We start from the raw sequence: 12,810 nt of genomic DNA, 5'->3' as shown, positions 1-12,810 counted from the left end.
TCCCCTTACAAGGCTTCTGCGTTATCCGGTGACACAGGCGCGAATCGTTTCGTCGGCAGATCGGCGTTGCCGACCTCCTTGGCGCGTTTGTACGGCGTCGGATACCCGTTCTTCCTCTCCCGAGGGAACATCTCCACCGGTTTCGGCATCGGCGCGGCGCGCCCGCGCAACGCCGTGTGCAGGCCGTCCCACAGGGTCCCGTCGGTGTGGTCACGCGGATCGGGATCCACCACGACGACGCCGATGATCGGGATGTGCCGATCGGCCAGCTGCCGCGCGACGGTGTGCAGCCATTCGGTGTTCGCGTAGCCGGTGCGGACGACGAGGATCGTCTCCTCACCGAGGAACTCCAGGTCGGTCCATGACGTCCCCGGCTCGACCGAGCCGACGCCGATCCGGCATTCCTGCCCGGAGATCGGCACGTCACCGCGGTCCAATACCCGGATCGGGCCTTCGCCCGCCAGCCCGCGGAGGTCCGCCTTCGGCAGGTCGTCGACGAGCGAGACCGGCCCCTTCGCCGCCAGCTCTCGCGCCATGTCGACGGCGAGCGCGGCGGTGATCTTGCGGGCGCCCAGGTCGAGCAAGGACACCGGACCACCCGGCTGCCGCACGGCCCGGACCAGCGTCGTCGCGACCCGCCGCCGCCGGGTGACCGCGCGGGAACTCCGCAGGAAACGTGCCGGTTCGGGCAGCTGCGCGATCACCGAAGCGCCGAGGTGCCGCGAAATCTCGCGGCGGAGCACCGGCCGGTCCTTGATCACGCTCGTGACGGCCGCGAGCCCCAGTCCGACGAGCAGTCCCAGCGCGAAGCCGATCCCGGCGTCGGTGGCGAGGGTCTTCAGGAAGGAGTTCGGCAGGATCCGCGGCGCGTCCACGATCTGCGTCCCGGCGGCGACCTTCGGCGTGCCGATGCCAGCCTCCTGCGCCCGGCCGTCGTAGTCGGAGATCTTCGAGTTCAGCTCCGCCCGGCGCGCGTACAGCCGCTCCAGCTGGGCCGGGTTGGCGTTGCGGTTCTTGGCCTCCTCGGCCACGATCGCCGCTTCGATCGGGGTCAGTTCGTCCTGCGCCTGGTTGCGCTGGTCGAGCAGGGCCTTCTGCTGCGCCGCCGCGGCCGCCTGGTTGCGAGCGATGTACTCGGTAATGAAGGCGTCGGAAATCGCCTGCGCGCGAGCCAGCGCCTCGTCCTTGCTCTTGGCCTTGACCGTCAGCTGAAGGACGTTGTTCGTCAGGCCGAGCCCCTCGTAATCCTTGAGGAACTCCTCCGGTGCCTGGGTGCTGTTCAGCTTCTTGAGCGCCTCCGTGGCGATCTTCGTCGTCTGGAGGACGGCGACGTCGGTCCGCATCAGCGTCCCGCTGTCGGTCGGCGAGTCGTCGGGGTGGATGACCAGGATCTGCGCCACCGCGGTGGGCGGCGACGGCAGGAACACCGCGACCAGCCCACCGGCGATCAGCCCGAGCAGGGCGGTCGCCACCCAGAGGCGGCGGCGTCGCCGGATCGACACGACCAGCCGCTGCAGGTCGATGAGCGGCTCTGACTTCGCTTTCTCGGCGCTCGTCACGATGTTCCTGCCAGTGCTTCGTGGTCCTTGGGGGCGGGTGCGCCGGGCCGGGTGCGGGTCGGCCGGACCGGGCGGGTCAGCACGATGCCCACCACGGTGAGACCGGCGTCGGCACAGGCTTCGGCGATTCCGACCAGCTCCCAAGCGGACCGGGAGCCGAGGCTCGACACGACGAGAACGCCGTCGGCGTCGGTGTCTTCGATGAGGGGACGGGCCGGGGAAACGGTCACCGGAACGAACCACCGGTCGGCGAGACCGACGATCCGTTCGGCGGCTTTCGCACCGGCGTGGTCGCCGTCGGCGGCCACCACCAGCAGCCGCCGGTGCGGCAGCCGGGAGACCAGGCGCCGGTACTGGACGACGGTGTCGATCTCGTCGGGGAAGACGTCGACCCGCGGGATGTTCCACGGCCGGTCGTCATGGAGGAGCTTGGCCCGCAAGGAGGTCTCGGCAGGCCGCTCGTCCACGACGTCGAAGGTGGCCAGCACCGGGCCGCCGAGCGCCGCGGCGATCTCCTGCTCGTCGCGCGGCCGCCGGTCGGTGCGGGCGGCGAAGAGATACCCGAACAGGCCGAGCAGGAAGAACAGCGCCGCACCGCCGAGCGCGAGCTGCACCAGGGTGGGCGCCGCCGCCGAGGACGGCAGTTCGGCCGAGCCCAGCACGACCATGTTGCCGAGCCCGCTCGCCGTGTCGGCGGCGTTCAACGTGGACATCGCCGACTCGATCGTCGAGCGCAGCCCCTGCAGTTCGGTGCGGAGCTGGACACTCTCCACGGTCGTCTTGCCGTCGTTGACCTTCGCCGAGAGTTCACTGATCCGCTGGTTGGTCTGCGCGACCTGCTGGCGCAACGTCTCGCGACGCTCCTGCGCCAACTGCACGGCGGCGTCACCGGAACCGGCGATGATCTGGGTGGAGTACTTCACGAACTCCTGCGCGAGCTGATCCGCCAGCCGCTGCGTCTGTTCGGCGGTTTCGCCGATGGTCTCGATGGTGATCACATTGCCCTGTGCGACCGACGTGGCCACCTTGTCCCGCAGATCGGCGCCGGTCTGGCCGTCACCGAGAGCGGCGGCCGTCCGGTCGAGGACGACGGAACTGGTCGCCACGTCGGCCTGGGTGAGCAGTTCGTCCGCCTCGCGCGGCCCCTGGAGCAGCACGCTGGACGTGGTCCGGTAGCCGGGGGAAAGGATCACCGACGATCCCGCGCCGACCAGGGCACCGAGGACGGCGAGGACCACCAGGGTCCGCCATCGTCCGCGCAGAACCTGCCCGATCATGGACAGGCGCACCGTGTCGTCAGTCAAAGCCGGGATCTCCCCTCGGTGCGTGCGGGTGTGCATCAACCCCGTCGGCTCGATCGCGGCGTTGGTTACAGGATCGCCCGAGTCTTGTTCAAAACGCGACCGGGGAAGCCGATCAACGAGTCGCGGCCGCATAGGCCGCGAGCAGGGCTTTCTGCGAGTTCTCCCAAGAGAGCGGACCGGCGACCCGCGCCCGCCCCAGCTCACCCATCTCCGCCCGCTGTTCCGGCGAATCGAGCAGATGCGCGATCAGCTTCGCGAACTCCGGCTCGTCGTTCGCCGGCGCGTACAGCGCGGCCTCCCCGGCCGAAACCCGGGCCTCCCGCAGCTCGAACGAGACGATCGGGCGGCTCATCGCCATGTACTCCATGATCTTGTTCATGGTCGACACGTCGTTGAGCGGATTCAGCGGATCCGGCGAAAGGCACACGTCGGCCGCGGACAGGTAGCGCAGCAGATCGTCGTCGGAGATCCGGCCGGTGAACTCGACCTGGTCGTCGAGCTTCAGTTCCTTGGACAAGGCGACCATGGCGTCGAAGGCGTCACCGGAGCCGATGAACACGGCGTGCCAGTCGGTGCGGCCGACGGTGTCACGCAGGGACGCGAGCGCGCGCAAGGCGTAGTCGACGCCGTCCTGCGGGCCCATCACGCCGAGGTACGCCAGCAGATGCGGCTTGCCTTTCTTCAACTCGGGCTCGACCGGGACCTGGTGGAACCGCTCGACCATCGGGGCGCTACGCACGACGAAGACGTCGTCCGGCGACTTGCCGCCGCGCTTCACGGCGACGTCCTTGTAACTCTCGTTGGTCGCGATGACGGCGTCGGCGGTCTTGTAAGTGCGACGCTCCAGCGCACAGACCGCGCGGTACAGGAAGTCCTCACCGCGGTCGAAGCGCGAGAGGTACAGCTCGGGGCAGAGATCGTGCTGGTCGAAGATGAACTTCGCGCCCTGGCGCTTGAGGTACCGCGCGACCAGGAACAGCATGTCCGGCGGGTTGCAGGCGTGGACGACGTCGATTTTTCCGCCCTGGCCGACCTTGCGGGCCAGCCGGAGGGTGTGCCACAGCGCGGAGCCGTACTCCTGGACATACCCGGCCGGGCCACCGGTGGCGGCCTTCAGCGGGTACCGAAGGATGTGGACGCCGTCGATGGTGACTTCGGCCTCGGTGTCCCGTTTCGTCCCTTGTGGACAGATGACGTGGACTTCCCAGCCGGCGCCCGTCAGCGTCTGGCACTCCTGCCAGACCCGGCGGTCGAAGGGGACGGAAAGGTTCTCGACGAGGATGAGAGCTTTACCAGGCAAGACCGACATATCCCTCTTCAGTCCGGCGCCGGTCGGCGTCCGGTACGCGGACGAGATCGATGATGGTGTGACCGCCACCCGCCGGGAGCGCCGCGAGGACGTCCGGATCGGTGCAGCCGATGAGACAGACCTCGGCGTGGTCGACGACCTCGCCGACGGAACCGGCCAGCAGCTGCCCGAGATGCGGCAGCCTGCCCTCGATGTACTCGCGGTTCGCGCCCATCAGCCGCGAAAGGCTGACATTGGCGTCGTAGATGCGGAGGTCGTACCCCTTGCCGAGCAAGCGCTCCGCGAGCTCGACGAGCGGGCTCTCCCGGAGGTCGTCGGTGCCGGGTTTGAAGGACAGGCCGAACAGGCCGACCTTGCGTTTTCCGGCGCGCGCGACCAGGTCGAAGGCACGCTGGAGATGTTCGTCGTTCGAGGGCAGCACGTGCGAGAGGATCGGGACGGCGACGTCCGCGCGGTGCGCCGCGTAGACGAGACCGCGGAGATCCTTGGGGAGGCACGAGCCGCCGAAGGCGAACCCGGGGCGAAGGTAGGCGGGGCTGATGTTGAGCTTGCGATCGGCGAGGAAGACGTCGATCACCTGATGCGAATCGAGCCCCAAGGCGCGGCAGATCGAGCCCAGTTCGTTCGCGAAGCCGATCTTGAGCCCGTGGAACGAGTTGTCGGCGTACTTCGTCATCTCGGCGACCGGGATCGCGACACGGAAGACCTCCCCGGGAAGCCCTTCGTAGAGCGCCGCGACGACGTCACCGCTGGCCGCGTCGAGCTGGCCGATGACGGTCTTGGGCGGGTCGTAGAAGTCCTTGACGCTGCTGCCCTCGCGCAGGAACTCCGGGTTGACCGCGACCCCGAAGTCGACACCGGCGGTACGGCCGGACGACTTCTCGAGGATCGGGACGAGCAGATCGAGGCAGGTGCCCGGGAGCATGGTGCTGCGGAAGACGACGGTGTGCCTGGTGGTCTTCTCCTTGAGCGCTTCGCCGATTTCCTCGGCCACGCGCTCCAGGAACGCCGTCGACAGGCTGCCGTTGGGAGCCGAGGGGGTACCGACGCAGATGAGGGAGACTTCGCTGTCCGCGATCGCCTGTCTGACGTCGGTGGTGGCTCTCAGCTTGCCCTGTGCGACCACTTCGGCGGTCAGCTCACCGATGCGCTCCTCCACCACCGGCGCCTTGCCGCTGGAGACGAGGTCGATCTTCACCGGGTTCACGTCGACCCCGACGACCTCGTGCCCACGCCCGGCCAGGCACGCCGCCGACACACAACCGACGTAACCGAGCCCGAAGACACTGATCTTCATGACGAATTCCTCCAGCCGCATTCCGCTGCCCGTTGGTCGGCGGGAAGGCCGGGTTCGTTACCGGTGTCCTCGGTTCGCCTGCTTTTGGCGGAATGCCTGTGCGGCAAGGGAATTACTCATCGTCCACGGGGTGCGAAACGCTACAGGCGGCGCGTAAGGGTTTCGTCTCGATTAGGGCTCGTGAGCCGGGGAGAAGGAAGAACCGAGGGGCGGCGGTGAGGGGTCGGTCCGGCTGGTCGTGAGTGGCGATTCGGGTTCTAACCCGAATCGCCACTCACGACCAACGTGCCCCACGCCCCACCCCGCGCCGCTGCTCCCCACCCCGCGCTTCGCCCCGCGGTCAGCCTTGCACGAACTTCGCCGCCAGGCCCTCCCCCCCGGAAGTCGACTTTCCGTGGTCCTCGATCGGCGACACCTTCGAGTTCTTGAAGCAGATGTAGGTCACGCCCGAGTCGACGCCGCCGTTCTTCGGGTCCGGGTTGATGCCCAGCGCCTTCGCGGTCGCGTAGGACGCTTCGCCGATGATGTCGTTCGGGCCCGTGTCACCGATGACGGTGTAGAGCACCTTGTTGTTGTAGATCACCGCGCACGAGCCGGCGCCCTTGAGCCCGGACTTCTCGAAGTTCCACGTACCGCTGATGCTCGGCACGACGACGTAGGGCGTCTGGTCGGCGATCAATGCCTTGCCGTCGGAGCGCGGGTACGCGGTGCCGTCCTGGAACCACGGGTCGGTGGTCTTGTTGCATCGCGGCGTCGGCTGCCCGTCGCAGTCGATGTCCATGTCGGCCTTCCAGAACACGGCGCTTCCCGCGTCGCAGACCGCGATGGTCCGGCCGGTTTCGTCGTCGGTCTTGTACTTGCCGTTCGAGATCTGTTTGCAGGCGGCGGTCTTCGCGAGCAACTGCTGCGCGGTCGGCCCCGCTTGGACCGAGACCGGAGCCGGTGAAGCCGCGGCCAGCGCCGCGGGGGTCAGTCCTGCGGCCAGCACCATCGTCGAGAGCAGGAGCGATTTCCGCATACCGTGCACCCCTTAGTTAATAAGACTTCTTTATCGAGGATGCTCAGGATGCCGCCGCCAACGACTGGACTCAAGGGCTGCCAGGGTGTTGCTTTCCCACTACACAACGGAAATCGGTCAAAAGCGGGCAAGCCTGGCGACGCGCGCCATGAACCTTCCCGCTCGGTGGTACAGGCCGTCCCGGTCACCGAGTACGCCGTCGATCCACTCCTGATCGACGTCGTGCCGGATCCCGGTCCGCGGCCGCAGCCAGCCGTCATGCGACGCCGCGCCGCCTTCGGCCGTGTAAACCCTCGTCGCGCCGGAACACCGGAGCCGCTTGAGCACCCGCCGGTCGTAGGCGCCGAACGGCGGCGCGTACGACCGCACGGGTTTGCCGCTCAGATCGGCGAGCAGTTTCGGCGCCGCTTCGAGTTCGCGGCGCGCGTGCCTGCCGTCGAGCCGCCGCCAGTCACGGTGCTCCCAGCCGTGCGAACCGATCGACATCCCGGCGTCGACCAGCGCCCGAAGACCGTCGGCGTCGAGGAAGCCCCGCTGGCCGATGCGGCCGGCCAGCGGGAAGAACTCCGCCGTCAGCTCGCGCTCGACCAGTCGCGGCAACGCGATCTCGACGTCGGAGGAGTTGCCGTCGTCGAAGGTCAGGCCGACGTCTTCTCGTCCGGCCACCGCGTCCAGCACCCGTTCGAACTGGTCGACCGTCACCCAGGATTCGTTTTCGCCTGGATCCAGCGCGCGCACGGGCTTGCCCACGCCGCCAATCGCCAGGATCACCATCGCGCCTCATTCGGGACCGAGTCAGTCAGTTTCCCGATTAATCGCGTTGGCGAATGGAGTAGTTACATGATCCCGCAAGGTCTCCACGAACGGATTACTTGCGGATCTCCAGGGTGCAGCACTTCGGGCCGCCGCCCGCCTTCCTGAGCTCGGAGATGTCCACGAAGACCGGCTCGTAGCCGCGTTCGGTCAGCCGCGCGGCCAATCCGGTCGCCTCGACCGGCAGGACCACGTTACGGCCGTCGGAAACCCCGTTCAGCCCAAAGCACTCGGCGTCGGCCCGGTCCGCGATTACCGCGTCCGGGAACATCCGCTCCAGCACCTTCCGCGATCCGGCCGAGAACGCCTCCGGGTAATAGGCGATCTGCGCGGACGTGGTGTCGGTGGCCTCGGCGAGGACGAACAGGGCGGTGTCGAGGTGGTAGTAGCTCGGATCGATCAGCCGCAGCGAGACGACGGGGACCCCGAGGACCTCCTGCGCTTCGGCGTGCGCCGCGGGGTCGGTCCGGAAGCCGGTGCCGGCGAGCAGGACCCTGCCTGTCCAGGCGAAGTCGCCTTCGGCCTCGTTGATCTTCTCGGGCATGGTGATGTCGCGGTAGCCGTGCTCGACGAACCAGCGGCGGAAGTGCTCGGCCTCGGCGGTGCGCTGCGGGGCGCGGAACCGGGAGCCGAGGACACGGCCGTCGACGACGGTGCCGGAGTTCGCGGCGAACACCATGTCGGGCAGGCCGGGCTGAGCGTCGATCTCCTCGACCGTGTGGCCGAGGCGTCGGTAGGTGTCACGGAGTTCGGTCCATTGCGCCATCGCGGTGTCGACGCTGACTGGGACGGTCGGGTCCATCCAGGGGTTGATGACGTAATCCACCGCGAAGTACCGCGGCGGGCACATGAGGTAGCGGCGCGTCGTGGGCACACGGGGCTGCTCTAGTACCGGCATACACGAAGGGTAAGGCTTACCTAATTCCGCAATCAATCGCTGTTCGCTGCGCGTATACCTGCTAAACATTGCGTGTGAACACCATCGACCAGCGAATCGTTTCATGTCTGATGGCCAACGCGAGGTCCAGCTACGCCGACATCGGGAAAGTCGTCGGTCTGTCCGCGCCGGCGGTGAAGCGACGGGTGGACAGACTGCTCGAAACCGGCGTCCTGCGCGGCTTCACCGCGGTCGTCGACCCCGAGGCGCTGGGCTGGGGAACCGAGGCGTTCGTCGAGGTCACGTGCAACGGCAACATCACCCCGGCCCGGATCCGCGCCCGGCTGGAACCGTTGCCGGAGGTCGTCGCCGCCTACACCGTGTCCGGCGCGGCCGACGCGATCGTCCACCTGCGCGCGTCGGACATCCACCACCTGGAGACGGCGCTGGAGCGGCTGCGCGGACTGGAGATCGTCGACCGGACCGTCTCCACCGTCGTCCTTTCCCGGCTGTTAGAACGCCCGCCGACCCCCGAGGCATGAACCTTTCCCGGCTACTGGAACGCCCGCCGACCCCCGAGGCATGAAACCCTCGACCCCGTGACCGATCAGATCCGTTCCAGCCACGACGGCGGCGTCGCCGTGCTCACCATCGACGCGCCCGCGACCCGCAACGCGCTGACCCTCGACCTGTCCGCCCAGCTGGCCGACGCCGTCGCGCGCGCCGAAGCCGACGAGAGCGTCCACACTGTGGTCGTCACCGGGGAGCCACCGGCCTTCTGCGCGGGCGCGGACCTCGACACTCTCGCCGGCGCCCGGGAGGACGGACTCCGCGCCATCTATGACGGATTCCTCTCGGTCGCGCGGTGTTCCCTGCCGACGATCGCGGCGGTCGGTGGCGCCGCCGTCGGCGCCGGATTGAACCTCGCGCTCGCCGCGGACGTCCGCATCGTGGGACCGCGGGCGAAATTCGTGGCCAGATTTCTCGACTTGGGGATCCATCCCGGCGGCGGGATGACGTGGATGATCCAGCGGCTCGTCGGTCCGCAGAAGGCGGCCGCGATGACCCTCTTCGGAGAAGTCGTCGGCGCCGAAGCCGCTGTCGAAGCCGGGCTCGCGCTCCGCCTCGTCGACGGAGATCTGGTCGAGGCAGCCCGTGAGCTGGCACGACCCGCCGTCGGCGCTCCGCGTGACGTCCTCCTCGCGACGAAGCGCACGCTTCGGCACACCGCCGCGCTGACCGGACATCCGGAAGCCGTCGACGCCGAGATCGAGCCGCAGCTGGCGTCGCTCACCGCGCCCGCTTTCGCCGAAAGGCTCGCCAGGCTCAAAGCCGCCATGACCGGCCGCTGACCGTTCCTCGACCGGACTTCACTACGCTTGAAGGAGATACGGCTCACAGTCGAGGCGTATCTCTAACCGTTACCATCGGTAACAGATAAACCGGATAATCCCCGCTCAGCGACGAGCCCAGGCCACTCGAGGAGTAGGTCGAGGCCATTTTTAGGGCAACCTGGAAAGTGTGCCGGGGACTAACCTCGGGACATGGCACCTGTGACCGGGCTGACATCGCCGGGCGAGGCACGTCGATCTCCGGCTTCGCCGGGGGACGACGCACGTCGGGAGAGAGGGAATCCCTGACCTATGAGCACGAGCGCGAACGGCAACGGCTCCTTGTCGGCCATACGGCCCACCGCGGTCGCCAAGCTGGACCGGGTGGTCATCCGGTTCGCCGGTGACTCCGGTGACGGCATGCAGCTGACCGGCGACAGGTTCACCTCGGAGGCGGCGGCCTTCGGCAACGACTTGTCGACCATGCCGAACTTCCCCGCGGAGATCCGCGCGCCACAGGGCACCATCCCCGGCGTCTCGAGCTTTCAGGTGCACTTCGCCGACTACGACATCCTGACTCCGGGCGACCGGCCGGACGTCCTGGTCGCGATGAACCCCGCGGCGCTCAAGGCGAACCTCGCCGACGTCCCGCACGGTGGGACGATCATTCTCAACACCGACGAGTTCACGAAGCGGAACCTGGTCAAGGTCGGTTACGACAACGATCCTCTCGACGACGACACCCTTTCGGCCTATCAAGTCCACCGGGTCGCGATGTCGACGTTGACCAGAGGCGCGCTCGAAGCAACCGGACTGTCCAAAAAGGACGCCGAACGCGCGAAGAACATGTTCGCGCTCGGGCTGCTCTCCTGGATGTACCACCGGCCGACCGAGGGCACCGAACGCTTCCTGCGTGAGAAGTTCGCGAAGAAGTCCGACATCGCCGAAGCCAACATCCTGGCCTTCCGGGCGGGCTGGAACTACGGCGAGACCACGGAGTCGTTCGCGACCACGTACGAGGTCGCGCCGGCGAAGCTGAACCAGGGCACGTACCGCCAGATCACCGGGAACACCGCGCTGGCGTACGGCCTGGTCGCCGCCGGGCAGCAGTCCGGCCTGCAGATCCTGCTCGGCACGTATCCGATCACCCCGGCGTCGGACATCCTCCACGAGCTTTCCAAGCACAAGAACTACGGCATCCTCACCTTCCAGGCCGAGGACGAGATCGCCGGTATCGGCGCGGCAATCGGCGCTTCCTACGGCGGCGCGCTGGGCGTCACCTCGACCTCCGGTCCCGGTATCGCGCTGAAGTCCGAAGCCATCGGCCTCGCGGTGATGACGGAACTGCCGCTGGTCGTGATCGACGTCCAGCGCGGCGGCCCGTCGACCGGGCTGCCGACCAAGACCGAGCAGGCCGATCTGCTGCAGGCGATGTTCGGCCGCAACGGCGAATCCCCGGTCCCGATCGTCGCGCCGCTGTCCCCCGCGGACTGCTTCGAAGCAGCATTGGAGGCCACCCGGATCGCGCTGAAGTACCGCACCCCGGTCTTCCTGCTGTCGGACGGCGCGATCGCGAACGGCTCGGAGCCGTGGCTGATCCCGGACGTCGAGAACCTGCCGGACCTGCGGGTGGAATTCGCCACCGAGCCGAATGCCGAAGACGGTTCCGGGGAGTTCTGGCCGTATGTCCGCGATCCCGAGACACTCGCCCGCGCTTGGGCCGTGCCGGGTGCGGCCGGTCTGCAGCACCGCATCGGCGGGCTGGAGAAGGCCGACAAGACCGGGCACATCTCCTACGATCCCGACAACCACGACAAGATGGTCCGCCTGCGGCAGGCCAAGATCGACGGCATCGACGTCGGAGACCTCGTCGTCGACGACCCGAGCGGCGGCAAGGCCAGGGTCCTCGCGCTCGGCTGGGGCTCCACCTACGGGCCGATCGGCGCCGCGTGCCGCCGGGTCCGCAAGGAAGGCATGCCGATCGCGCAGGCGCATCTGCGACACCTCAACCCGTTCCCGGGCAATCTCGGTGACGTGCTCCGTGCGTACGACACCGTGGTCGTCCCTGAAATGAATCTCGGCCAGCTGTCGATGCTCTTGAGGGCGAAGTACCTCGTGGACGTGAAGTCGTACACGAAGGTCGCCGGGATGGCGTTCAAGGCCGAGGAGCTGCAAGGCGTGTTCACGGAGATCATCACCAGTACGGAGGCGGCGAAGTGACCGCGATTGATCTGGGGATTCCCACCCTCGGCGGCTTGGACCTCGTGCCGGCCGAAACCGAACCGCAGAAGGCGAAGGACTACAAGTCGGACCAGGAGGTCCGCTGGTGTCCAGGCTGTGGCGACTACGTCGTGCTCAACGCCGTGCAGTCGTTCCTGCCGACACTCGGCCTCAAACGCGAGAACATCGTGTTCATCTCGGGGATCGGCTGCTCATCCCGGTTCCCGTACTACCTGAACACCTATGGCATGCACTCGATCCACGGCCGCGCGCCGTCGATCGCGACCGGGCTCGCGACCGCCCGCCCGGATCTGTCGGTGTGGGTCGTCACCGGTGACGGCGACGCGCTGTCGATCGGCGGCAACCACCTGATCCACGCGTTGCGGCGCAACGTGAACATCAAGATCCTGCTGTTCAACAACCGCGTCTACGGCCTCACCAAGGGCCAGTACTCGCCGACGTCCGGACAGGGCATGGTCACCAAGTCCACCCCGATGGGCTCGGTCGACACCCCGTTCAACCCGTTGTCGTTGGCGATCGGCGCCGAGGCGTCGTTCGTGGGCCGCGCGCTCGACTCGGACCGCAAGGGCCTGACCGAGGTGCTGGAGGCCGCCGCGAAGCACCGCGGTTCGGCGCTGGTGGAGATCTACCAGAACTGCCCGATCTTCAACGACGGCGCGTTCGAGGTCCTCAAGGACAAGGACGAAGCCGCCAGCAGGCTCATCCCACTGCGGACCGGTGAGCCGATCAGGTTCGGCCCGCAGAGTGAATTCGGCGTCACGCGCAGCGGCTGGGGCGGCCTCGAGGTCGGGAAGGTCGCGAACATCGGCGAGGAGAACCTCATCGTGCACGACCCGACGATCGAGGACACCGCGTACGCGTTCGCGCTGTCGCGGATCGGCGACCAGAACCTGAACCACGTGCCGACCGGCATCCTGCGGCAGGTCGAGCGGCCCACCTACGACGACCAGGCGCGTGCCCAGGTCGCGGAGGCCCAGGCCGCCCGCACACCCGATCTGCAGGGGCTGCTGCGCGGCAAGGACACCTGGACCGTCGTCAGCTAGTCAGGAATGCAATGAAGG

Annotated in this window: 11 protein-coding genes; 4 read left to right on the top strand and 7 right to left on the bottom strand. The window is 67.8% G+C overall.

All coding sequences use genetic code 11. The annotated features are described in order from the left end of the window. Nucleotides 1-5 precede the first annotated feature (5 nt). The 7 genes from ACZ54P_RS06045 to ddaH all read right to left on the bottom strand — a co-directional run bounded on the left by ACZ54P_RS06045 (nt 6) and on the right by ddaH (nt 8,198). Entirely contained in the window at nt 6-1,559 is a 1,554-nt protein-coding gene (locus tag ACZ54P_RS06045; protein ID WP_465460450.1) for a Wzz/FepE/Etk N-terminal domain-containing protein, read from the bottom strand. Continuing rightward, a complete protein-coding gene (locus ACZ54P_RS06040) occupies nt 1,556-2,836 on the bottom strand; it encodes an exopolysaccharide biosynthesis protein (protein ID WP_465460843.1) in 1,281 nt (426 codons plus the stop codon). The genes ACZ54P_RS06045 and ACZ54P_RS06040 overlap by 4 nt, the downstream gene beginning before the upstream one ends. A gap of 139 nt (nt 2,837-2,975) precedes the next feature. Further along, a complete protein-coding gene (locus ACZ54P_RS06035) occupies nt 2,976-4,172 on the bottom strand; it encodes a glycosyltransferase family 4 protein (protein ID WP_465460449.1) in 1,197 nt (398 codons plus the stop codon). Continuing rightward, nucleotides 4,153-5,469 (bottom strand): nucleotide sugar dehydrogenase, encoded by a 1,317-nt coding sequence (locus ACZ54P_RS06030; protein WP_465460448.1) that lies wholly within the window; start codon nt 5,467-5,469, stop codon nt 4,153-4,155. The genes ACZ54P_RS06035 and ACZ54P_RS06030 overlap by 20 nt, the downstream gene beginning before the upstream one ends. 340 nt (nt 5,470-5,809) lie before the next feature. Continuing rightward, on the bottom strand, nt 5,810-6,487 hold the full coding sequence (locus ACZ54P_RS06025; protein WP_465460447.1) for a glycoside hydrolase family 75 protein: 678 nt from the start codon (nt 6,485-6,487) through the stop codon (nt 5,810-5,812). Nucleotides 6,488-6,604: 117 nt separating this feature from the next. Next, the gene (locus tag ACZ54P_RS06020) at nt 6,605-7,261 is read right to left on the bottom strand and encodes a polysaccharide deacetylase family protein (RefSeq protein ID WP_465460446.1); all 657 of its coding nucleotides are present in this window, start codon (nt 7,259-7,261) and stop codon (nt 6,605-6,607) included. Between the two features lie 94 nt (nt 7,262-7,355). Beyond that, on the bottom strand, nt 7,356-8,198 hold the full coding sequence (gene ddaH, locus ACZ54P_RS06015; RefSeq protein WP_465460445.1) for a dimethylargininase: 843 nt from the start codon (nt 8,196-8,198) through the stop codon (nt 7,356-7,358). Between the two features lie 74 nt (nt 8,199-8,272). Here ddaH and ACZ54P_RS06010 point away from each other — a divergent pair, with 74 nt between their 5' ends. The 4 genes from ACZ54P_RS06010 (at nt 8,273) to ACZ54P_RS05995 (ending at nt 12,792) form a co-directional block, all read left to right on the top strand. Continuing rightward, nucleotides 8,273-8,719: an Lrp/AsnC family transcriptional regulator gene (locus ACZ54P_RS06010; protein WP_037308316.1), complete on the top strand. Its 447-nt coding sequence runs from the start codon at nt 8,273-8,275 to the stop codon at nt 8,717-8,719. 57 nt (nt 8,720-8,776) lie between these two features. After that, nucleotides 8,777-9,529: an enoyl-CoA hydratase gene (locus ACZ54P_RS06005; RefSeq protein ID WP_465460444.1), complete on the top strand. Its 753-nt coding sequence runs from the start codon at nt 8,777-8,779 to the stop codon at nt 9,527-9,529. Nucleotides 9,530-9,820: 291 nt separating this feature from the next. After that, nucleotides 9,821-11,728 carry a 2-oxoacid:acceptor oxidoreductase subunit alpha gene (locus ACZ54P_RS06000; RefSeq protein WP_465460443.1) on the top strand — a complete coding sequence of 636 codons (1,908 nt, stop codon included), beginning with the start codon at nt 9,821-9,823 and terminating at the stop codon, nt 11,726-11,728. Continuing rightward, a complete protein-coding gene (locus ACZ54P_RS05995) occupies nt 11,725-12,792 on the top strand; it encodes a 2-oxoacid:ferredoxin oxidoreductase subunit beta (protein WP_465460442.1) in 1,068 nt (355 codons plus the stop codon). Before ACZ54P_RS06000 ends, ACZ54P_RS05995 begins: the two co-directional genes overlap by 4 nt. Nucleotides 12,793-12,810: the final 18 nt, after the last annotated feature.

The organism is Amycolatopsis sp. NPDC034160 (assembly GCF_055575355.1).
This window is presented reverse-complemented; position numbering and strand designations above follow the sequence as displayed.